The following is a 21,479-nucleotide window of genomic DNA, read 5'->3' as shown; positions in this document are numbered from 1 at the left end:
TCAGAGCCAGCCGTTGCGGCGGAAGCCCCGGTACATCCCGACGCAGATCAGCACGATCGCCCCGAGCACCGTCGGGTAGCCGTACTTGTGGTGCAGCTCGGGCATGTACTCGAAGTTCATGCCGTAGACGCCGGTGATCATGGTGGGGACCGCGAAGATCGCCGCCCAGGCGGTGATCTTGCGCATGTCCTCGTTCTGCGCCACCGACACCTGGGCCAGGTTCGCCTGCAGCAGCGAGTTCAGCAGCTCGTCGAAGCCGTGCACCTGCTCGGCGACCCGGGCCAGGTGGTCGGCGACGTCCCGGAAGTACTTCTGGATGTCCGGGTCCACCAGGCGCTGCAGCGGTTCGGACAGCTGCTGCATCGGGCGCAGCAACGGCACCACGGCACGCTTGAACTCCAGTACCTCGCGCTTGAGTTGGTAGACCCGGCCGACGTCGGCGCTGCGGCCGCCCTTGGCCGAGAAGACGCCGTACTCGATCTCGTCCACGTCGTTCTGCAGCCGCTCGGCGACCAGCAGGTAGTTGTCCACGACGTGGTCGGCGATCGCGTGCAGCACCGCCGACGGGCCCTTGGCGAGCAGCCCGGCCTCGTCCGCGTCGGCCTCCAGGCGGTGGCGCAGCTCCTGCAGCGAACCGTGGCCGCCGTGCCGGACGGTGATCACGAAGTCCCGCCCGGCGAAGACCATCAGCTCGCCGGTGTCCACCACCTCGCTGGTGGGCGTGAGCTGGTCGTGCTCGACGTAGCGGATGGTCTTGAAGACGGCGAACAGCACGTCGTCGTAGCGCTCGACCTTGGGGCGCTGGTGGGCGTGCACCGCGTCCTCGACCGCGAGCGGGTGCAGGCCGAAGCGCTGGGCGATCCCCTCGAACTCCTCCTCGGTCGGCTCGTGCAGCCCGATCCAGCTGAACGAGCCCTTGCCCTCGGGGAGTTGCTGCTCGGCCTTGACCCGGCGGGCGGCCTCGCGCGGGCTGCAGGTCTCGCCCTTGCGCTTGCCGTGCTGGTAGACCGCGCAGTCCACGATCGCCGAAGAGGCGTCCTCGGACAGGACGTCGTACACCCCGGCCGCGCCACGGCGGCGGTTGGTGCGGACGGCGGCGCGCAGGCTGTTGATCATCGACATGGCAGGCTCCCAGGGGCGGGGAGCCGTCGCGCGGCGGCGTGGAAGCAGAAACGTTCGGCCGCGGTACGACGGCGAAGAACACCGGTGAAAGGGGGGATGAAGGTGCTCTCCCGGCCGGTCCGTCCGCCGTGGGGCCTGTGCCCGGGGCTACCGCGGCTGGATCAGCCGATCGGGCCCGCGGGGCGCGGGTTACGGGGAAGTCGGGGCCGGGTAGAGCTGCCGGTACTGCATGGTCGGCCGGTATCCACCGCAACCACCTCCTTCGCGCCGCCGCCCCGGGACGGAAGCATCCCGGTGGCCAGTCGCTCACCCTAACATCCGACCGGCCACCGGCGCCGGGGGGTTCCCCAGGCTTTACGGGCCCTTGACGAGGCGGCACCTGCGCGCCGCCCGCACGGGGGCCGCGCGCACCAGCGGGTTACGCTCACCGGCATGGCCCACGACTTCCCGCTCTTCGGCGACCCCCACGGCGGCAGCTCCCCGGAGCTCTCCCGGGAGGCGGTGCTGGCCGCCGTCGAGGCCCGGCTGATCGCCACCTTCGGCGAACCGGGCGGCCGCGCCGCGGTCACCTTCCTCGGCACCGACCGGATCGAGGTGCTGCGCTTCGGCCCCGACGCCGAGGGCCTGGTGCGCTACGCGACGCTCGGGATGTCCGCCGCGCCGATGGCCGACCCCACCTCGCCGGTCGCCGACCAGGTGCGCGGCCCGCGGGTCGAACTGCTGCTGACCGTCCGCGGCGGGCAGGACAGCGTGCTGCGCAGCCTGGCCACCTTCGCCGCGACGCCGCAGGTGGAGGGTCTGGTGGTGGCCCCGGGCGGCTCGCTGGACCTCGGCGCCCCGCTGTGGGAGGGCGCGCCCTTCACCTCGGTGCTGGCCGCCGAGCCGGGCGGGCTGGTCGAGGACCTGGAGCTGGCCGAGCCGGCCGAGCCGGTCCGCTTCCTGCCGCTGCTGCCGATGACGCCCAACGAGGCGGGCTGGAAGCGGGTGCACGGCGCGGCGGCGCTCCAGGAGCGCTGGCTGAACCAGGGCGCCGACCTGCGCGACCCGGACCGCCGCGGCGTCCGGCTGGACTGACGACCGCTCAGGCGGTGGCTCGTGCGGGGGATCGTACGGGGGCTCGTACAGGGGCGCGGGCCGTGGTCGGGCGGTGGTCGGGCAGGGCGTGCGCGCCGTGCCCGTACGCCCCGGCCTCGCCCGTACGCTCCTGCCGTGCCCCGCCCGCCGGGGCGCGCCGGCGCGCACCTTCGGGGCCCGGTTCAGCGCTCGAACGGCTTCGCGCCGGTCGCCTGCGCCAGCAGCGCCTCGTACACCGCCGGGTCCGTGGTGTGCTCGCCGAGCCGGACGGTCTTGCGGGCGCCGTGGTAGTCGCTGGACCCGGTGACCAGCAGGCCGAGGTCGCCGGCCAGGCCGCGCAGCCGGGCCCTGGTCTCCTCGTCGTGGTCGGTGTGGTCGACCTCCAGCGCGGCCAGCCCGGCCGCCGCGAGGTCGGCGATCACCCCGTCCGAGACGGTCCGGCCGCGCTTGACCGCGCCCGGGTGGGCGAAGACCGGCACCCCGCCGGCCGCCCGGACCAGCCGGACCGCCTCGACCGGGTCGGTCTCGTGTTTGCGGACGTCCGCCCGGCCGCTGTTGGACAGCCACTCGGGGGTGAACGCGTCCGAGACGGTGGCCACCACGCCCGCCTCGACCAGCGCGCTGGCGATGTGCGGCCGCCCGACCGAGCCGGCGCCCGCGATCCGCCTCACCTGCTCCCAGCTGATGTCCGCGCCGAGCTCCCGGCAGCGCTCGACGATCGCCCGCCCGCGCCGGAACCGGTCGGTGCGCACCAGCTCCCGCTCGCGCGCGAACCGCGGCTCCTCGGGGTCGAACAGGTACGCCAGCAGGTGCAGGCTGATGCCGTCCACGACGCAGGACAGCTCCGCGCCCGGCACGACGGTCAGCCGGGCGCCGTCCGGCAGCGCGTGCACCGCCTCGGCGGCCTCGGCGTGGCCGGCCACGGTGTCGTGGTCGGTGAGCGCGACGACGTCGAGGCCCGCGGCGACGGCCGCCGCGACCAGCTCGGCCGGGCTGTCGGTGCCGTCGGAGGCGTTGCTGTGGGCGTGCAGGTCGATGCGCACGGGGCTGGCTCCTGGAGGCTCGTGGGTGCCGCCCAGGATAGGCCGTCCGGGCGCCCCGGCCCGGGCCCGGGTCAGCCGAACAGCCGGGGGGAGAGCGCCCCGCAGGGCAGCAGGTCCAGCTCGGCGCCGGCCTCCCGCAGGTCGGTGAGCACCAGCTCGTCGTACATCACCAGGGCGGACTGCTCGGGCCAGGCGATCGCCCAGAGCCAGAGCCCGCGGGCCTCGCCGACGAACACCGCGCGGTCGACCGGGGCGTCCGGGACGTGGAACATCGGGGTGGGCCGGCCGGCGGCCATCAGCTTGGCGTCGGCGGGCTTGTAGAGGCCGACGGAGTCGCCCGGGTCGGGCCCGGGCAGGCCGGCGTAGCGGGCGCCGAGCCCGACGCCCAGTTCCTCGGCCACCAGCACCAGCTCGCCGAAACCGCCGAGCGGCGCCGGGCCGGAGCAGGCGACGGCGGTGGCCCGGGCGCCGGAGACGTCGTCGCCGACGTGGGCGATGCCGGTGTAGAGCCAGCCGACCGGGAGCGGCCAGGGCAGCCAGACGGGGACTTGTGAACGGACGACGGCGACGCCGAGGGCCTCGACACTCGGGGGCAGCACGGGCTGCATCGGGTGCACGGCTCCGTGCCGGTCGCACTGCCAGGTGTCTGAGAACAGACCGGGGGCGCGGACCCGACCGGCGCACCTCGGGCAGCTTGGCTCGCCCCTCATAGCCGACAACGCTCCTCCCTCCGGACCGCCGCGTCAAGGACGATCACCCGTACGGAGGGCTCGGCGGCACCTGTCGCGGTCGCGGATGCCCGGTCGGCGCGGAGTGGGCGCGTTCGCGGACGGTTCCCGTTGGGGGATGTCCCGTCAGGAGCGGCGGCAAACGTCCCGGGCTCCGACCCCGGACGCACTGACGCCCCGTCATCGGCGATCGCGGTGACGGGGCGTCAGTCGGGTATCGGAACGTCCGGATCGGACGCTCCCGGCTCGTCTGCGGCGGGTGAGGGCTCCCGGTCGGAGGCGCCGCGCGGGGTCAGACGGTCGGGCACGGCCGGATGAGCAGGCGTTCGCCGGTGCGGGCGGCGGCCTGGACGTGTTCGCGCACGGTGGCGGCGTCGGCGATCAGACGGTCGGTGGCGGAGCCGTTGGCGTCGTCCAGTCGGACGATCTCGAAGCGCATGGTCTTCGTCATGGGCGTCTCCTTTCCTTGCCCCGCGGGGCGGGGCGATAGCGGCTGAGTGGGTATCAGCCCTTTCGGGATGTCGCGGGTCCGGCGGATCGGCCGGACCGGGCGGGTCGTGCGTGCGGCGGTCTGCTGCGGCAAGGGCTCCCCCTGCTTGCCTGGTGCGTCCAGTGCCTCGTGAACCACGATGTCGTGGCGGTGCTACCGGGCCGTTGCCCGTCCGTGAAGTCCAGGTTTCGGATGAAGTGCGTCGGCGTCGGGGCCGACGATGATTCCCGGACAGAATCAAAGATTACCGTAACTAACGACTTTTGTCCCGTGCGGAAGTCCGCCGAAGTTCCGAAAGTGGTAGAGACCACTTCCGGAACAAGTGGCGTGACGGGAGTCGGTCGGGGTGGGGCGGGGGCCGGTCGGGCCCGGGAACGGAGGCCGGTCAGGCCCAGAAGGAGGCGAGCGCCCCGGCGGTCGCGGCCGGCTGCTCGGCGTTGGGGGAGTGGCCCGCGTCCGCGACCACGACCCGGTGGGCGCCCAGACGCTCGGCCATTCCGGTCTGCTCCGGGACGGGCCAGGCGTAGTCCCGCACCCCGGACAGCACCAGCACCGGCAGCCCGGTGGTGGCGGCGGCCAGCTCGTCCACCCGGTCCGGTGCGGCGACCAGGTGGCCGCCGGTGACGGACAGCGCCAGTGGCACGTTGGCCAGCCAGCGGCGGTGCAGGAACTCGGCGACGGCCGGGGCCGGGCCCGGCTGCGGCTGACCGCTGTCCGCCTCCATCTGCCGCATGATCTGCCAGATCTCCTCCAGGCCCATCACCTGCAGCGCGTCCAGCAGCAGCTTGGTGCGGGCCGCCTCGGCCGGGTCGATCGCGCCGGGGCCGGTGGACATCAGGGTCAGCGACCGCCACGGCAGCGGGCCCGTCGCGGCGGCGAGCACCGCCTCCCGCACCACCTGGCCGCCGAAGGAGTGCCCCAGCAGGTGCAGGGGCCCGCCGTCCGCCGCCAGCGCCTCGGTGAGCGCCCGTACGTCCGCGCCCAGCTCCCCGACGGCGTACGCCCCCGGGTCCTCCGGCCCGCCGGTCTCGTACTGCCCGCGCTGGTCCACGGCGGTCACCCGGTACCCGGCCGCGGCCAGCGGTTCGAGCAGCCCGATGAAGTCCTCCTTGCTGCCGGTGAACCCCGGCACCAGCAGCGCGGACCCGCGCACCGCCCCGGCCGGCTCGGCCCGCAGCGCCGCGAACTCCCCGCGTCCGGTCACCACCCGCTCGGCCCGCGCGCACCCGGGCAACCTGAGGAACGGCGGCGTGCTCATGGCGTGGTCTCCCTGTTCTGCTACCTGCGACTGCCCGACGTCCCCGAGCTTAGGCCGTACCCGCCGCCGACCGGCGCCCACGCCGTCGGCGGCGCGGCGGGAACGCCCGAGGGGGCGGGCCGGGCCGGGTGGCCTGGCCCGCCCCCTCGGGCGGGACGCTGCGGGTCAGCCCTCCGGGGTCGCCTCGACGGGCGCGGCGGCCTTGCGGGCGCGGGTGCGCTTGTGCGGGGCCGGGACCTCGGCGGCCTCGGCGGCCGGGGCCTCCGGGGCGGTCGCGGCGGTGGCCACGGCCTTGCGGGTGCGCTTGCGCGGGGCGGGCTTCTCCTCGGCCGGAGCCTCGGCGACGGCGGCCTCGACGGCGGTCTCGGCAGCGGCCTCGACGGTCGCCTTCGGCTTGCGGGTCCGGGCCCGGGTGGCGGGCTTCTCCGCCACCGGCGCCTCGACGGCGGTCCCGGCGGCCTCGGTGACCACGGCCTCGGTGGCTTCGGCGACGACCGCCTCGGCGGCCTCCGCCTTCGGCTTGCGGGTGCGCTTGCGCGCGGCGGGCTTCTCCTCGGCCGGAGCCTCGGTGACCACGGCCTCGGCGACGACCGCCTCGGCGGCCTCCGCCTTCGGCTTGCGGGTGCGCTTGCGCGCGGCGGGCTTCTCCTCGGCCGGAGCCTCGGTGACGACCGCCTCGGCGACGACGGCCTCGGCGGCTTCGGCGACGACCGCCTCGGCGGCCGCCACGACCTCGACGGCCGCGGTCGCGGCCTCGCCCGCGGCGGCGCCACCGCGCGAGCGGCGACGGCGACGGCGCGGAGCGGCCTCGCCCTCGGTGCCCTCGGTGCCCTCGGTGCCCTCGGTGCCCTCGACGGCCGGGGCCGGAGCCTCGGCGGCCTCGGTCACGGCGAGCGCCGCCTCGCCCTCGCCGACCGCCGAGCCCCGACGGGTGCGGCGGCGCTCACGGGTGCGGCGCGGCTTCTGCTCCTCCGCCGCGGCCTCGGTCGGGGCGGCGGCCGGACGGCCGGGGCCGCCCTGCGCGCCGCGAGCGCGGCCGGACCGGCCGGCGCGGCCGCCGCGTCCGCCGGTCTCGCCGAGGTCCTCGACCTCCTCCGCGTTGAGCCCCGCCCGGGTCCGCTCCGAGCGCGGCAGGACACCCTTGGTGCCCGGCGCGATCTTCAGCAGCTCGTACAGGTGCGGCGAGGTGGAGTAGGTCTCCTCCGGGTCGTTGAACGACAGGTCCAGCGCCTTGTTGATCAGCTGCCAGCGCGGGATGTCGTCCCAGTCGACCAGGGTGACGGCGGTGCCGGAGGCGCCGGCCCGGCCGGTGCGGCCGATCCGGTGCAGGTAGGTCTTCTCGTCCTCGGGGCACTGGTAGTTGATGACGTGCGTGACGCCCTCGACGTCGATGCCGCGGGCGGCGACGTCGGTGCAGACCAGCACGTCCACCTTGCCGTTGCGGAAGGCCCGCAGGGCCTGCTCGCGGGCGCCCTGGCCGAGGTCGCCGTGGACCGCGCCGGCCGCGAAGCCGCGCTGGGTCAGCTGGTCGGAGACGTCGGCGGCGGTGCGCTTGGTGCGGCAGAAGATCATCGCGAGCCCGCGGCCGTCGGCCTGCAGGATGCGCGAGACCATCTCGACCTTGTCCAGCGAGTGCGCGCGGAAGATGTGCTGCTCGGTGTTGGCGACGGTGGCGCCGGTGTCGTCCGGGGCGGTGGCCCGGATGTGGGTCGGCTGGCTCATGTACCGGCGGGCGAGGCTGATGACCTGGCCCGGCATGGTGGCCGAGAACAGCAGGGTCTGCCGCTTGGCCGGCAGCATGGTGATGATCTTCTCGACGTCCGGCAGGAAGCCGAGGTCGAGCATCTCGTCGGCCTCGTCCAGGACCAGCGAGCGGACCTTGGACAGGTTCAGCTTCTTCTGCCCGGCCAGGTCCAGCAGTCGGCCCGGGGTGCCGACCACGATGTCGACGCCCTTGGTGAGCGCCTCGACCTGCGGTTCGTACGCCCGGCCGCCGTAGACGGCGAGGACACGCACGTCGCGGACCTTGCCGGCGGTCTGCAGGTCGTTGGTGACCTGGGTGCAGAGCTCGCGGGTCGGGACGACGATCAGCGCCTGCGGGAAGTCGGAGAGCTGCTCCTCGGTGGCCCGGCCGGCGTCCACGTCGGCGCGCACGATGACCCGCTCGATCAGCGGGAGGCCGAAACCGAGCGTCTTGCCGGTGCCGGTCTTGGCCTGGCCGATGACGTCGTGGCCGGTCAGCGCGACCGGGAGGGTCATCTCCTGGATGGGGAAGGGGTGGACGATGCCGACGGACTCGAGTGCCTCGGCGGTCTCCGGGAGGATCCCCAGGTCCCGGAAGGTCGTCTTGATGGGTTCAGCGGTGGTGGACAGGGTGCTGCCTCTTCCGTGTGGAGGGGCCGAGAGCGAGCGGCGGGCGGGCAGCCGCGCGGCTGCGTACGGGCCTGTGCGGCCCCGAATACAGCTGCGCGGACGCACAACCGCGCCGGTCCCTGCGGCCGGCCGGTGCGCGCTGCCCCGGTGCGGGGCGCGTCGCCGGCGGCGTCGGGGAGGATTCCCGTGAGGGACCTGCGCGGGACCTCCGCCAGGGGGCGTGGTCTCGGCGGCCCTCGCTCGGCCACTGATGCGGTGCCAAGGCTTGAGGTCCAAGCCATGGTCGGAGCCGATCGGCTCTCCGACCGGGCATCCGCGTACGTGAGTACCCGTGCCTCCGATGCGGACACGTCCGGCTGGACGGTGTCGCTTGGGAGCGGGCTTGCGCGGGTTACCGAGACGGCGGTCACACCGTGCGAGCACGACGGGGCTCCGTACCACCATACAGTCAGGCGACGACTCGAACACGTGATGCGCCCGACATTGCCCCCGGCGACCGCCGCGTGATCAGGCGATCCGGCCGGTCACCCGGGTGCGGCGGGTGGTCGGGGAGCCGGGCGTGCGGGACCCGGGACAGGCCTTAGGGTGACAGGTCATGGAGACCCATGGTGAGACGCAGGACACCGCGGCCGGCCCGATCGGCGACTGGGCCGCGTGCTCGGCCGACCCCGGCTACCGGGCGGCGGTGCTGGATCTGCTCGGCGCGCTCGCCTACGGCGAACTGAGCGCCTTCGAGCGGCTCGCCGAGGACGCCAAGCTGGCGCCGGACCTCGCCGACAAGGCGGCCCTGGCCCGGATGGCTTCCGCCGAGTTCCAGCACTACCAGCGGCTGCACGACCGGCTCGCCGAGATCGGCGCCGACCCGCAGGAGGCGATGCGGCCGTTCGTCGAGCCGCTGGAGCTGTTCCACCGGATGACGGCGCCCTCGGACTGGCTGGAGGGCCTGGTCAAGGCCTACGTCGGCGACGCCATCGCGACCGACTTCTACCGCGAGGTGGCCGTCCGGCTGGACACCGACACCCGCGACCTGGTGCTCGGCGTGATGTCCGACACCGGCCACGCCCAGTTCGCCGTCGACAAGGTGCGCGAGGCGATCGAGGCCGACCCGCGGGCCGGCGGCCGGCTCGCGCTGTGGGGCCGGCGGCTGATGGGCGAGGCGCTCAGCCAGGCCCAGCGGGTGGTCGCCGAGCGCGACGCGCTGTCCAACCTGCTGGTCGGCGGCGTCCAGGTGCAGGGCTTCGACCTGGTCGAGGTCGGCAAGATGTTCAACCGGATCACCGAGGCGCACACCAAGCGGATGGCCGCCCTGGGCCTGGCCAGCTGATCGGCCCGGCCGCTCGGCACCGGCCGATCGACGGCGCTACGCCGGCCGGTGCCGCCGCGGCGCGCGGTGGGCAGCGGTCCGGTGCGGGTGGTGCCGGTGCGCCGGGGCCCGCCCGGCGGCCAGGTCCGGCCGGGCCAGCACCGAGGTGAGCACGCCCGCGGCCAGCGCCGAGGCCACCACGGACACCGCCGGGTGACGCCCGTCCAGGCAGAAGCGCGCCACCAGCCCGCCGACCAGGGCCGCCGCCAGCGCGGTGCCGACCGTCAGTGCGCGGGCGGCCCGGAAGTAGGAGGGCAGCGCCAGCAGCGCGGCGCCGCCCGTGGCCAGGCCGACGAGGGCGAAGACGACCGACTCGACCAGCAAGACTGCCTCCCGGGGGACGCCTGCGCGGCACCGTTGCCGCACCTGTCGCCGTACCCCGCCCCACCCGGCCGTACACGCAGCGGTGCCCCGCTCCCTCGCGGGAACGGGGCACCGGAAACGAGTGCTCGGACGGCGCCTCAGAGGGTGCCGAAGCCGACCTTGCGGACGGCCTGCTCGCCGATCTCCACGTACGCCAGGCGCTCGGCCGGGACGATGACGCGACGGCCGTGCTCGTCGGTCAGCGTGAGGAGCTTCTCCGGGCCCTCCAGCGCCTTCGCGACCGCGCTCTGGACCTCATCGGCAGTCTGCGAGCTCTCGATCACGATCTCGCGCGGCGCGTTCTGCACGCCGATCTTGACCTCCACGGCTTCCGTCCCTCCGGGGTTGCAGCCTCCACGCGCGGGCACCTGACCGCCTGGAACAAGCGTTCGCGGCGACCGCGCCGTACGGCTTCACCATAGAGCACCGGATCACCGCCCCGGCGAAGGTCGCCGGATCACCCCTGGTGGGCAGCCTCGCCGGGCTGGTCGCCCGGGTGCATCGGGAAGCCCTTCAGACCGCGCCAGGACAGGCTGGCGACCAGCCGCACCGCCTCGTCGCGGGGGATCTCCAGGCCCTGCGACAGCCAGTACCGGGCGGTGATCTGGGCCAGGCCGCAGACCCCGGCGGCGAGCAGCTTGGACTCCGCCTCCGGCAGGTCGGTGTCCTCCTGGATCACCTTGCTGACCAGCGTCGCGCTCGCCTCGGAGGCCCGCTCGACGCGCTCGCGCACGGCCGGCTCGTTGGTCAGGTCCGACTCGAAGACCAGGCGGAAGGCACCCGACTCGCTGGAGACGTAGTTGAAGTACGCCTCCATGGTGTTGGCCACGCGCTGCTTGTTGTCGGTGGTCGTCGACAGCGCGTGGCGGGTCGACTCGACCAGGGCGTCGCAGTGCTTGTCCAACAGCGCCAGGTAGAGGTCCAGCTTCCCGGGGAAGTGCTGGTAGAGCACCGGCTTGCTGACCCCGGCGCGGTCGGCGATGTCGTCCATGGCGGCCGCGTGGTAGCCCTGCGCGACGAACACCTCCTGGGCGGCACCGAGCAGTTGTTCACGGCGGGCGCTTCGCGGCAGGCGGGCACCGCGCGGGCGCTCCTGCGCCTCCTGGATGGCCGTCACGGCGCTCCTTCACTTCGGGTCTGTTCGGGGCTGGCAAGATGGCCGATTCTACTTTTCGGTAACCGCGCCCGCGTTCGGCGGCGGCGAGAAAAGTCGGTCGGCCTGGTTGTCAGGAGCCCACAATACGGCGCTGACCTCGGCCTCGGCAGTGGTGCGGCGGGGGGAAGGAACGGCCGGACCGTCCCGGGTGCTCCGGCCCGCGGCTCACTACCATCGTCCACCATGAGCAGCGCTGAGCAGCAGGTACGTACGGTCGAGGTTCCCGGCGCGGTGCTCGCGGTGCACCGCCCCGCCGCCGACGGCCTCACCGACGGGCGCGCGCCCGGCCTCTTCGTGCACGGGCTCGGCGGCTCGGCCGCCAATTGGACGGCCCTGATGGACCGGCTCTCCGGTCTGGTCGACGGCGAGGCCGTGGACCTGCCCGGCTTCGGCCGCTCCCACCCGCCCACCGACGGCAACCTCACCGTCTCCGGTCACGTCCGCGCGGTGATCGGCTGCCTGGAGGCCGCCGACCGCGGCCCCGTCCACCTGTTCGGCAACTCCCTCGGCGGCGCGGTCGCCGTCCGGCTCGCGGCGCTCCGGCCGGACCTGGTGCGCAGCCTCACCCTGGTCTCGCCGGCCCTGCCCGAGCTGCCCCCGCAGCGCTCCGCCTGGCCGACCGGCCTGCTCGCGGTGCCCGGGGTGCCCGCGGTGCTGCGCCGGCTGGCCGCGAACCGGCGCGACGTCGAGGCGGCCACCGAGGACCTGCTGCGGTTGGTCTACGGCGACCCGGGCAGCCTGAGCCCGGCCGCCCGGGCCGAGGCGGTCGCCGAGTACCGGCGCCGGCTTGAGGTGCCGCACGCGATGCCGGCGCTGATCGGGTCGGCCCGCGGGATCGTCTCGGCGTACACCGAGCGCGGCGAGCAGGCACTGTGGCGGCAGGTCGAGCAGGTGACGGTGCCGGTGCTGCTGGTGTACGGGCTGCGCGACAAGCTGGTCTCCTACCGCTCGGCCCGCCGCGCCTGCGCGGCCTTCGCGGACGCCCGGCTGCTGGTGCTGCCGGAGTCGGGGCACGTGGCGATGCTGGAGCACCCCGACGCGGTCGCCCGCGCCGTCCGGGAGCTGATCGCGCACGCCGGGGGCTGAGCGGGTGCCGCGGGTACGGACCGCCCGGGCGCGGGCGGTACGGGTGCGGGCGGTACGGATGCCACGGGTGGCCGCGTACACCGCCCGGTAACGGCCCGGTTCGGGTCGAGGTCACGGCGTTTCACTCGTTCAGGTGGCAGCCAGGCATGTGACCGATGGATTGCCCGGGGCCGGTCCTACCTTTCTGCTGTCGGACCGAACAGGTGTGGGGGAGGCGCGGCCGCCGGAGGAACCGGGGTCCGGCCGCGGCCGGGGTCGCGGCGGGTCGGGCCCGCCGGCCGGAGCGGTCGGGCGCCCGGGGGAACGGAACGCGGTGCGGCCGAGGCCGGGCCGACGGACCGCCGCCCGGGGTGCCGCGGCCGCCGGCCCGGCCGACCGCTCCCCGGCCGTCCCCGCCGCCGTGCGGGGGCGCCCCGGCCACTGCCCGGGCCGCTCGGCCGTCCGTCGATCCGTCCGTCGATCCGTCCGTCGATCCGCCGCCCGTGATCCGCCCGCGGATCCGCTCTGTCCTGGAGGTCTCCCGTGCGCGTTGCCCTGCTCACCGAGGGTGCCCGTCCGTATGCCCGGCGTGGTGCCGGAGGCTGGTGCGACCGGCTGGTCCGGGGTCTGCCGGAGCACGACTTCGCGCTGTACCTGCTCACCGGACCGCGGGGCCCGGGCGCCGTCGAGCGGCCGTCGCCGACGGCCCGGCACGACACCCGTGACCTGGCGCTGTGGGGGCCCCGGCCGGGCGGGCGGGCGCCGGGCGCGCTGCGCAGACGCCGGTACGCCGGGGCGTACGAGGAGCTGGTGCGGGCCCTGGTGCTGCCGGGGGAGCGGGCCGGGTTCGGCCCCGGGCTGTACCGGCTGGCGGTGCTGGCCCGGGCGGACGGCACGCTGCCCGCCTTCCTGGCCTCCGGGCACGCCCGCCGGATCCTGGAGCGGACCTGGCGGCTGCCCGGCGCGGACACCTCGGCCGGCCGGCCGCTGGTGTGCGACGTGCTGGTCGCGGCCGACCTGCTGGAGCAGTGCCTGCGGCCGCTGTCCGCGCCCTGGTACGGCACCGGCCCGGGCGGCCTCGGTGCGGCCGACCTGTGCCACGTGGTCGGCGGCGGCCTCGCCGCGCTGCCCGCCCTGGTGGCCCGGCACCTGCACGGGGTGCCGTTCGTCGTCACCGAGCACGGGCTGCACCTGCGCGAGCAGTACCTCGGCTACCGCGAGGCGCCCTACCGCTGGCCGGTGCGGGCGCTGCTGCTGTCCTTCTTCCGGGCGCTCACCGAGGAGACCTACCGGCAGGCGGCCGTGCTGACCCCCGGCAGCGCCCACGACCGGCAGTGGCAGCGCCGCTGCGGGGCCGACCCGGCGCGCACCCGGGTGGTGTACGAGGGGACGCCGGCGGTGGACCGCCCGGCCGCCGGGGCGGAGCCGGCCGCGCCGACCCTGGTGTGGGCGGGCGCGCTGGAGCCCGGGCGGGACCCGGAGCTGGCGCTGCACGCCCTGGCCCGGGTCCGCGAGGAACTGCCCGGTGCCCGGCTGGTGCTGTACGGCGAGGAGGCGGCGCCCGGCTACCGGGCGCACTGCGCGGCGGTGGCCGAGCGGCTGGGGGTGGCCGCCGCGGTGGACTTCGCCGGGCGGCCGGAGTCGCTCGCGCGGGCCTGGGAGTCCGGCACGGTGGTCGTCTTCTCGGCGCTCTCCCAGCGCGGCCCCCGGCTGCTCGCGGACGCGATGCTCAGCGGCCGGGCGGTGGTGTCCACCGATGTCGGGGTGGCCCGCGAGGTGGTCGGGCCGACCGGGCTGCTGGTGCCCGCCCGCGATCCGCGCGCCCTGGCCGGCGCCTGCCTGGCGCTGCTGCGCGACGAGGAGCGGCGGGCCCGGCTCGGGCTGGCCGGGCGGCTGCGGGCGCAGGAACGCTTCGCCGTCGAACCGGTCATAGCCGCCTTCCGGGAGATCTACCTGGAGCTGGTCTCGCAGTACCCGGCCTTCCCCGGCGGCGGGGGCGGCGGCGAGGGTGCTCCGGTGCCGCGCCCGTTCGCCCGCCCCGCCGAGTACTGGCTCGCGGACGGCCGGGTGGGCGCCCCCGAGGACGGCGGGGGCGCCGGTGCGCGGGAGCCGGCCGAGCGGGAGCCTGCGGTGCTCGCGGAGCCCGCGGTGCTCGCGGAGGCCGTCTGATGTCCGGCCCCGCGACGCCCGGCGGCAGCGCGGACCCGGTGCGCGAGGTCATGACGGCACACCGGGCGCTGTGCGAGCGCGCCGTCGACCCGCTGGAGATCGCCGCCGGGCTGGAGGAGGCCGGGTTCGGCCCGGACGCCGCCGCCCGCTGTCGGCACGCCGACCTGTTCTCGCTCGCCGACGAGCTGTACGCCCGGGTGCCCCGCCGCCCGCCGGAGCCCGGGCCGGTCCGGCCGCGGCGGCGCGGGGCCGCGGCCCGGGCGGCGCTGACCGCCGCCGCGCTGGCCGCGCTGCCCTGCGCGGGGGCGGCCGCGCTCGGCGCCCGCTGGCCGGTGCTGCTGCCCGCCGCCGTGCCGCTGGTGCTGCTGCCCACGCTGGCCGCGTCGGCCGTGCCGCCGTGGCACGAGCCAGGCTCGCCGTTCACCGGGCCGGTCCGCCCGGCGGACCCGCTCGGGCCGCGGCCGGAGCCAGGGGTGCGCCGGTCCGCCGGTTTTCGCCCGCGACCGGCTGTGCTCGGGTACGGGCTGGGACTGGCCGGGCTGCTGCTGCTCCCGCTGGCCGTACCGGGCGGTGACCGGCCGCTGGCCGCCGCGCTGGTGCTGGCGGCGGCGGTGTCGGCCGGGTCGGCCGAGCGGGCGGCCCGCTGGTACCGGCAGGTCGGCCGCGGCCACCTCGGCGCGGCGGGGACCCTGGCCGAGTTCCGGTCCCGGATGCGGCCGGTGCTGCCGGTCGCGGTCGCCCTGCACCTGGCGGTGCTCGCGGTGCTGACCTTCGCCGCGCTGGCCGTGCTTTCGGTGCTCGCACCGCGCCCGGGCCCCGGCCACGGCGGCGGGCTGCTGCACCTGGCCGCCGAGCGGGCCGGCCCCGCGCCGTGGGCGGCGCAGGGCGTGCTGGGCCTGCTGCTGGTACTGCCCGCGCTGCTGGCGCGCTGCGGCCGGCCGACGGCGGCCGCGGCGGGCGCGCTGGCCGGGCCCGCCGCGACGCTCGGGCTGCTCGCCCTGGGCCGCTCCCTGTCGTCGGCCCTCCTGCTCGGCGGCGGTGCCGTCGCGGCGGCGCTGCTCGCGTACGCCGGGGCGGTGCTCGGCCGGGCCGGCTCGCACCGCTGATCCGCCGGGTGGCCCCGGTCCCCGACCGGGTCCGGACCCGGGTCCCCGACCCGGCTGCCCGGCCCGCGTTCCCCGATCCGCGTTTCGTCCGTTCGTTGATTTCAGTCCGCCAGGTCGTCCCCCGACCTCGCTTCGTGGAAGGACACCCCCGATGAGGGTGCTGCTGCTGGGCGCCGACGGCTTCATCGGCCGCCGGGTCACCGACCGTCTGCTGATGGACCAGGAGTTGCAGGTGACGGTGCTCGGCCGGCGCGACTCGGCCGACATCCGCTTCGACCTGACCACCGGGAGCCCGGGCGCGCTGGCCCGTTTCCTGGACGCGGTCGCGCCGCAGGTGGTGATCAACTGCGCGGGCGCCACCTACGGCAGCTCGCGCACCCTGATCCGGTCGAACACGCTGGCCGTCGCGACGGTCTGCGAGGCGATCCGGCGCAGCCGGGAGCCGGCCCGGCTGGTGCACGTCGGCTCGGCCGCCGAGTACGGGCCGGTGCCCGGCGGGGTGCCGGTGTCCGAGCAGGCCGAGCCGCGGCCGGTCGGTCCGTACGGGGTGTCCAAGCTGGCCGGGACGGAGCTGGTGCTGGCCTCCGGGCTGGACGCGGCGGTGCTGCGGGTGTTCGACGTGGTGGGGCCCGGGGCGCCGACCGCCTCGCTGTTCGGCCGGCTGGCCGAGGGGCTGCGGCGGGCGCTGGAGCGGGACGAGAACCAGGTGCGGATGCCGGACCTGTCCGGATACCGGGATTTCGTCGACGTGCGGGACGTCGCGCGGGCCATCCAGGCGGCCGCGGTGTCGGCCGCGACCGGGGTGGTCAACATCGGCAGCGGGCACGCCGTCCGGGCCCGGGACGCGGCCCAGCTGCTGGTGCGGGCCTCCGGCTTCGAGGGGTCGATCGTCGAGGAGAACCGGCAGGTCCTGCTGCCCGCGCAGGCCGTCGGGACGGGCGGCGACCACCACCTGCCCGGCCACCACCACCTGCCCGGCCCCTACCTGCCGGGCCACCGGTCGGAGGGACACCGGCCGGAGGGCCGGGCGGTGCCGGGCGAGCCGGTGCCGTGGCGGCAGGCGGACGTCCGGACCGCCCGGGACCGTCTCGGATGGCGGACACAGGTGCCGCTGGAGGAGTCGCTGGGGGACGTCTGGCTGGAGACGGCCTGTCGGGTCTGAGGGTGCTCCGCAGCCGCTCCGGGCCCGTGAAACCCAGGCTCGGAGCGGCTGCGGGGGGTCCGGTGGCCGGTCCCACGATCCGACGCGGCCCGTCTCGCCCACCGGACGAGCTGTCTCGGAATACCGGTGGGGCGTGACACTGTTGGCCTAGACAGCCACCCGAGTGGCGGCGCAACAACCCCACACCGCGGCTGGCCCTGGCCACCCGAACAAGACACCCATCGGAGTCCCCGTGTCGTTGCCACCCCTGGTCGAGCCGGCCGACGAGCTCACCGTCGATGAGGTCCACCGGTACTCCCGCCACCTGATCATCCCCGACGTGGGCATGGCCGGGCAGAAGCGGCTGAAGAACGCCAAGGTGCTCTGCGTCGGCGCCGGCGGTCTCGGCTCGCCCGCCCTGCTCTACCTGGCCGCGGCCGGTGTCGGCACGCTGGGCATCGTCGAGTTCGACGTGGTGGACGAGTCCAACCTGCAGCGCCAGATCATCCACGGCCAGTCGGACGTCGGCCGCTCCAAGGCGGAGTCGGCGCGGGACTCGGTCAAGGAGATCAACCCCTACGTCGACGTGGTGCTGCACGAGGAGCGCCTCGACAACTCCAACGTCCTGGAGATCTTCTCCGGCTACGACCTGATCGTGGACGGCACCGACAACTTCGCCACCCGGTACCTGGTGAACGACGCCGCGGTGCTGCTCGGCAAGCCGTACGTGTGGGGCTCGATCTACCGCTTCGACGGCCAGGCCAGCGTCTTCTGGGCCGAGCACGGCCCCTGCTACCGCTGCCTGTACCCGGAGGCCCCGCCGCCGGGCATGGTTCCCTCCTGCGCCGAGGGCGGCGTGCTGGGCGTGCTGTGCGCGTCCATCGGCTCGATCCAGGTCAACGAGGCGATCAAGCTGCTGGCGGGCATCGGTGACCCGCTGGTCGGCCGACTGATGATCTACGACGCCCTGGAGATGAACTACCGCCAGGTGAAGGTCCGCAAGGACCCGAACTGCGCGGTCTGCGGCGAGAACCCGACGGTCACCGAGCTGATCGACTACGAGGCCTTCTGCGGCGTCGTGTCGGACGAGGCGCAGGCCGCCGCCGCCGGTTCGACCGTCACCTCGCACCAGCTGAAGCAGTGGCAGGACGACGGGGAGGACATCTACCTCATCGACGTCCGCGAGCCCGGCGAGTACGAGATCGTCAACATCCCCGGCGCGGTGCTGATCCCCAAGAACGAGTTCCTGATGGGCGACGCGCTGGAGAAGCTGCCGCAGGACCGGAAGATCGTGCTGCACTGCAAGTCGGGCGTGCGCTCGGCCGAGGTGCTGGCCGTGGTGAAGGCGGCGGGCTTCGCCAACGCCGTCCACCTCGGCGGCGGCGTGCTCGGCTGGGTGAACCAGATCGAGCCGCACAAGCCGGTCTACTAGGACGCGCGGAACACGCAGCACGCGCAGAGCACGCAGAGCACGCAGCCCGCGGAGAACGCGCGGCCCGCGTGGACGGCGGAGGGCCCCACCGGACGACCGGTGGGGCCCTCCGCCGTGTTCCGGCGACGGTTCAGAGCGCGTTCCTGCGCTGCAGCACGTTGTAGGCGATCCAGCCCGGCAGGACCGGCAGCCAGAAGGTCAGCGCCCGGTAGAGGAAGACCGCCGGGGTGGCGACCGCCGGGGACACGTCCGCGACGGTCAGGGCGCCGATCAGGGCGACCTCGACCGGGCCGATGCCGCCCGGGGTGGGGATCGCAGAGCCGGCCGCGTTGGCGGTCAGGAAGACCACCGCGACCGCCGAGAAGCTGACGTTGCCGCCGAAGGCCTGCACCGAGAAGTCCAGGCAGGCGGTGAAGGAGAGGGTCAGCAGCAGGATGCCGCCGAAGCCGGTGACCAGCTTGCTGGGCGTCTGCATCAGGTCGAGCATCCGCGGCACCACGCCGAAGAACAGCGAGCGCAGCCGGCCCAGCACGAACCGGCGCAGCGGGGCGACGGCGGCCACCACCAGGGCGAGCACGGCGGCGCTCAGCACGCCGATGATCACCGCACGGGAGGCGGAGAGGTCGCCGTTGGTCTGGCTGCCGGTGATCAGGCCGAAGCTGAACAGCAGCAGCAGGTGCCCGGCCAGGCCCGCCAGCTGGGAGGCGCCGACCGAGGCGACCGCCTGGCCGGAGCGGATGCCGGCCTTCTGCAGGTAGCGGGTGTTGAGCGCGATGCCGCCGATCGCGGCGGGGGCGACCAGCTTGACGAAGGAGCCGGCCAGCTGGGCGGCGACGGTGCGCCGGAACGGCAGCCGCTCGGGGACGAAGCCGGTCAGGCTCATCGCGGCGGCGACGTAGCTGAAGGCGGCCGCGAGCAGGGCGGCGGCGGCCCAGGCCCAGTTCATCTGGGAGAGCTTGAGCTGGGCCGGCTTGATGGTGGTCAGGGCCAGGTAGGCGGCGAAGGTGAGCGCGATCAGCATGATCAGCGTCTTCGGCTTCAGCCGTTCCAGCTTGGCCGGCTCCATCGGCGCCTCGGGGGCGATCTGCAGGATCTGGCCGCGGATGCGGCTGAGCAGGTCCTCGCCGGCCGCCGCGATGTCCTCCTCGGCCTGCTGCTGGGTGCGCTCGCCGGCCGCGACCTGCGCCAGGGCCTTGGCCCGGGCGGTGGCCTTGCGCTCCTTGCTGAGCTTGGCGAGGTCGACCCTGGTGGAGCGGCTCATCCCGACCGGCTGGAGCAGCGGCAGCGCCTGGGCGACCCGCTCGGCGCCGAGCACCGCGTTGGCGGTGGCGACGGCCCGCTCCGGGCCGATCCGCAGCGCGAAGGTGGTGAGCAGCTGGGCGACGTCGATGCGCAGGGTCAGGTCGGTGGCGGCGATGTCGCCGCCGGAGAGGTTGACCAGGCAGCCGTTCCGGTCGTCCACCACCAGCAGGGACTCGCCGGTCAGCCGGCGGTGGGCGATCCGGCGTTCGTGCAGGGCGCCCACCGACTGCCAGATCGAGGCCATCACCTGATCGGTGACCTCCTCGTCGGCCAGCTCGTCGAGGGTGCGGCCCTCGACGTTCTCGTACACCAGGATCGCGGCGTCCGGGCCGAGCTCGGAGGTGGCGACCAGCTGCGGCGCGCGGGCGCCCGAGGCGGCCGCCGCGTACGCGATCAGGGCCTCCTGCTCCAGCGCCTGGCGCAGCGACTGCGGGCTGCGGCGCACCGCGACCGAGCGCAGCCGCAGCCGTCGCCAGGCCCGGTAGAAGAAGCCGGAGGCCTGCTGCTCGCGGTCGATGATGTGGACGTCCAGGGGCGGGCCGCCCTGCTGGGTGACGGAGTAGCGGCGGGTGCCGCCGGGGGCGTCGGGGGCGCGGTGGGCGCCGTTCGGGGTGAAGCCGACCTTGCGCAGGCCGATCAGCAGGTGCTGGCCGGTCGGGCGGATGTTGGGGGAGCCGATCGCGTACAGCGTGCCGTAGGCGACGGACCAGCCGATCAGCACGGTGAGCATCAGTGACAGCGGGGTGGTGTAGCCGCCGAGGAGCTCGGTGATGCCGCTGAAGACGACCACCACCCAGAGGGCGACCCGCCAGCGCGGTCTGCTCGACATGCCGACGGCGGTCATGTAGGCGATCACCGGGGCGAGGTAGCCGTGCACCGGGTCGGTGAGGGTGCCGTTGCTGTCCAGCGGCAGCCTGGTCAGCGCGTCGCGGATGTGCTCGGAGGCGCCCTCGGCCACCCACCAGTCGATGCCGAGCGAGACGCCGTACGCGAGCACCGAGGCGAGCACGCCGTCGGCGACCCGCAGGCCGTCGCGTTTGATCAGCCGCTCGACGGCGAAGGCCAGCGGCACGGCGAGCACCGCGACGCTGGAGATCAGGCCGGTGATGGTGGAGAGCACCGCGGAGAAGTGCGGCGCGTTGGTGGCGATGTCCTGTTCGATACCGGTGGTGGTCGAGGTGGCGATGCCGGCCAACACGAACACCATGACGATGCCGAAGACGCCGGCCAGGAAGCGGATCAGGTCGGACGGGCGGTGCGCGCGGGCGGCGAGCAGCGGCTCGTCGACGTCCAGGTGCGGGGCGTCGTCCGGCTGGTCCCCGCTGTCGTCAGACGGGTGCGGGGTGTCGTCCGGCGGCTTCTGGCCGCCGGGCGGCGGTTCCGGGGCGGCCGGTGCCTCCGGGACGGTCGGCGCCGGGACCACCGGCTTGGGGGCGTCCTGCTCCGGGGCCTCCGGCGGGGCGGGCCGGCCGGGCTGCTCGGGGGCGGGCGCGGGTACCGGGGGCCTGACCGTCAGGTCCTTGACCAGGGAGACCTCCGGCGTCGGCCCGGGTTCGGGCCGGCCCTCGGTCCCGCCGCCGGGCGCCGGAGGCACGGCGGCGGCGGACTCGTCGGAGTCCTTGTCCACGCCCACGTCAGCCGTCCCGGTCATCTGGTCTTGTCCTCGTATCACCACTCACCGCCCCGAAGATGGTGGCATGCTCCGGCGCCCCGTGCTGGACAGGGGCCGGATAGGGCGCGGCGTTCCGTTCGCACCGGACCGCGGGTGCGCCCCTGTGAGGAAGAATGCCCCAGGTGACGGACGTAACAGACGACGGCCTCCCGGACGCCCTACCGCCCTTCGCCGAACTGGTGCTCGACCTGACCGAGCGGATTCCACCCGGCAGGGTGATGACCTACGGCGACGTCGCCGAGTACCTCGGCCAGGGCGGCCCCCGGCAGGTCGGCCGGGTGATGGCCCGGTACGGCGGCTCGGTGCCCTGGTGGCGGGTGATCCGCGCGGACGGCCGCTTCCTGCCCGGGCACGAGCACCGCGCCCTCGCCCACTACGGCGAGGAGGGCACCCCGCTGCGCGAGCTCACCGATCCGCCCCGGGTCGACCTCCGGCGGGCCCGCTGGGACGGCCGGGAGATGTCCCCGGACTTCCCGCACGGACGGGATTGACGGGGGAGGACCGTAGGCTCGATGCGGGCGGGCCCCGGCGGGGCCCGCCCGGCCATGCCCCAGTTCGACCCCGGGACCAGTACGTGAGCGAGCGAAGCGAGCGAGCCATCAACAGGCGCACGCGGGCGGAT

General features: G+C 75.1%; 18 protein-coding genes. 8 read left to right on the top strand and 10 right to left on the bottom strand.

Translation table 11 applies throughout. The features are described from left to right. Nucleotides 1-1,122, bottom strand: a complete 1,122-nt coding sequence (gene corA / locus AB0Q99_RS08225; RefSeq protein ID WP_363569495.1) for a magnesium/cobalt transporter CorA — start codon at nt 1,120-1,122, stop codon at nt 1-3. Between the two features lie 432 nt (nt 1,123-1,554). On the opposite strand from corA, the gene AB0Q99_RS08220 reads away from it, so the two are divergent. Beyond that, complete coding sequence (locus tag AB0Q99_RS08220; protein ID WP_363569494.1) at nt 1,555-2,196, top strand: suppressor of fused domain protein; 642 nt, start codon at nt 1,555-1,557, stop codon at nt 2,194-2,196. Nucleotides 2,197-2,378: 182 nt separating this feature from the next. Here the strand turns inward: AB0Q99_RS08220 and AB0Q99_RS08215 are convergent, their stop codons facing one another. From AB0Q99_RS08215 to AB0Q99_RS08195, 5 genes are all read right to left on the bottom strand, one after another. Then, nucleotides 2,379-3,239, bottom strand: coding sequence for a PHP domain-containing protein (locus tag AB0Q99_RS08215; protein WP_363569493.1), 861 nt, complete (start codon nt 3,237-3,239; stop codon nt 2,379-2,381). Nucleotides 3,240-3,310: 71 nt separating this feature from the next. Then, nucleotides 3,311-3,949 carry a DUF6758 family protein gene (locus AB0Q99_RS08210; protein ID WP_363569492.1) on the bottom strand — a complete coding sequence of 213 codons (639 nt, stop codon included), beginning with the start codon at nt 3,947-3,949 and terminating at the stop codon, nt 3,311-3,313. 310 nt (nt 3,950-4,259) lie between these two features. After that, nucleotides 4,260-4,418, bottom strand: a complete 159-nt coding sequence (locus AB0Q99_RS08205) for a hypothetical protein (RefSeq protein ID WP_157849739.1) — start codon at nt 4,416-4,418, stop codon at nt 4,260-4,262. Nucleotides 4,419-4,842: 424 nt separating this feature from the next. Further along, nucleotides 4,843-5,715, bottom strand: a complete 873-nt coding sequence (locus tag AB0Q99_RS08200; RefSeq protein WP_363569491.1) for an alpha/beta fold hydrolase — start codon at nt 5,713-5,715, stop codon at nt 4,843-4,845. A 165-nt stretch (nt 5,716-5,880) separates the two neighbouring features. Then, nucleotides 5,881-8,088: a DEAD/DEAH box helicase gene (locus AB0Q99_RS08195; protein WP_363569638.1), complete on the bottom strand. Its 2,208-nt coding sequence runs from the start codon at nt 8,086-8,088 to the stop codon at nt 5,881-5,883. A gap of 595 nt (nt 8,089-8,683) precedes the next feature. Between AB0Q99_RS08195 and AB0Q99_RS08190 the strand changes: the two genes are divergently transcribed. After that, a complete protein-coding gene (locus AB0Q99_RS08190; RefSeq protein ID WP_363569490.1) occupies nt 8,684-9,412 on the top strand; it encodes a ferritin-like fold-containing protein in 729 nt (242 codons plus the stop codon). Between the two features lie 36 nt (nt 9,413-9,448). Here the strand turns inward: AB0Q99_RS08190 and AB0Q99_RS08185 are convergent, their stop codons facing one another. The 3 genes from AB0Q99_RS08185 to AB0Q99_RS08175 all read right to left on the bottom strand — a co-directional run bounded on the left by AB0Q99_RS08185 (nt 9,449) and on the right by AB0Q99_RS08175 (nt 10,931). Further along, nucleotides 9,449-9,775 (bottom strand): hypothetical protein, encoded by a 327-nt coding sequence (locus tag AB0Q99_RS08185; RefSeq protein ID WP_363569489.1) that lies wholly within the window; start codon nt 9,773-9,775, stop codon nt 9,449-9,451. Nucleotides 9,776-9,912: 137 nt separating this feature from the next. Further along, the gene (locus AB0Q99_RS08180; RefSeq protein WP_360259579.1) at nt 9,913-10,140 is read right to left on the bottom strand and encodes a DUF3107 domain-containing protein; all 228 of its coding nucleotides are present in this window, start codon (nt 10,138-10,140) and stop codon (nt 9,913-9,915) included. Nucleotides 10,141-10,271: 131 nt separating this feature from the next. Continuing rightward, entirely contained in the window at nt 10,272-10,931 is a 660-nt protein-coding gene (locus AB0Q99_RS08175) for a TetR/AcrR family transcriptional regulator (protein WP_363569488.1), read from the bottom strand. A gap of 222 nt (nt 10,932-11,153) precedes the next feature. Between AB0Q99_RS08175 and AB0Q99_RS08170 the strand changes: the two genes are divergently transcribed. From AB0Q99_RS08170 to moeZ, 5 genes are all read left to right on the top strand, one after another. Continuing rightward, nucleotides 11,154-12,056 (top strand): alpha/beta hydrolase, encoded by a 903-nt coding sequence (locus AB0Q99_RS08170; RefSeq protein ID WP_363569487.1) that lies wholly within the window; start codon nt 11,154-11,156, stop codon nt 12,054-12,056. Nucleotides 12,057-12,578: 522 nt separating this feature from the next. Beyond that, nucleotides 12,579-14,204, top strand: coding sequence for a DUF3492 domain-containing protein (locus AB0Q99_RS08165; RefSeq protein ID WP_363569486.1), 1,626 nt, complete (start codon nt 12,579-12,581; stop codon nt 14,202-14,204). Beyond that, nucleotides 14,204-15,310, top strand: a complete 1,107-nt coding sequence (locus tag AB0Q99_RS08160) for a hypothetical protein (protein WP_363569485.1) — start codon at nt 14,204-14,206, stop codon at nt 15,308-15,310. The genes AB0Q99_RS08165 and AB0Q99_RS08160 overlap by 1 nt, the downstream gene beginning before the upstream one ends. A 151-nt stretch (nt 15,311-15,461) precedes the next feature. After that, entirely contained in the window at nt 15,462-16,472 is a 1,011-nt protein-coding gene (locus AB0Q99_RS08155) for an NAD-dependent epimerase/dehydratase family protein (protein WP_363569484.1), read from the top strand. A 232-nt stretch (nt 16,473-16,704) separates the two neighbouring features. Next, a complete protein-coding gene (gene moeZ / locus AB0Q99_RS08150) occupies nt 16,705-17,883 on the top strand; it encodes an adenylyltransferase/sulfurtransferase MoeZ (RefSeq protein ID WP_363569483.1) in 1,179 nt (392 codons plus the stop codon). Nucleotides 17,884-18,013: 130 nt separating this feature from the next. Here the strand turns inward: moeZ and AB0Q99_RS08145 are convergent, their stop codons facing one another. Next, the gene (locus AB0Q99_RS08145; protein ID WP_363569482.1) at nt 18,014-20,836 is read right to left on the bottom strand and encodes a lysylphosphatidylglycerol synthase transmembrane domain-containing protein; all 2,823 of its coding nucleotides are present in this window, start codon (nt 20,834-20,836) and stop codon (nt 18,014-18,016) included. Nucleotides 20,837-20,979: 143 nt separating this feature from the next. Between AB0Q99_RS08145 and AB0Q99_RS08140 the strand changes: the two genes are divergently transcribed. Further along, on the top strand, nt 20,980-21,348 hold the full coding sequence (locus AB0Q99_RS08140; protein ID WP_363569481.1) for an MGMT family protein: 369 nt from the start codon (nt 20,980-20,982) through the stop codon (nt 21,346-21,348). The last annotated feature ends 131 nt before the right edge of the window (nt 21,349-21,479 follow it).

Origin of the sequence: Kitasatospora sp. NPDC086791 (assembly GCF_040685975.1) — a bacterium.
In the GTDB taxonomy this organism is placed as follows: Bacteria; Actinomycetota; Actinomycetes; order Streptomycetales; family Streptomycetaceae; genus Kitasatospora.
This window is presented reverse-complemented; position numbering and strand designations above follow the sequence as displayed.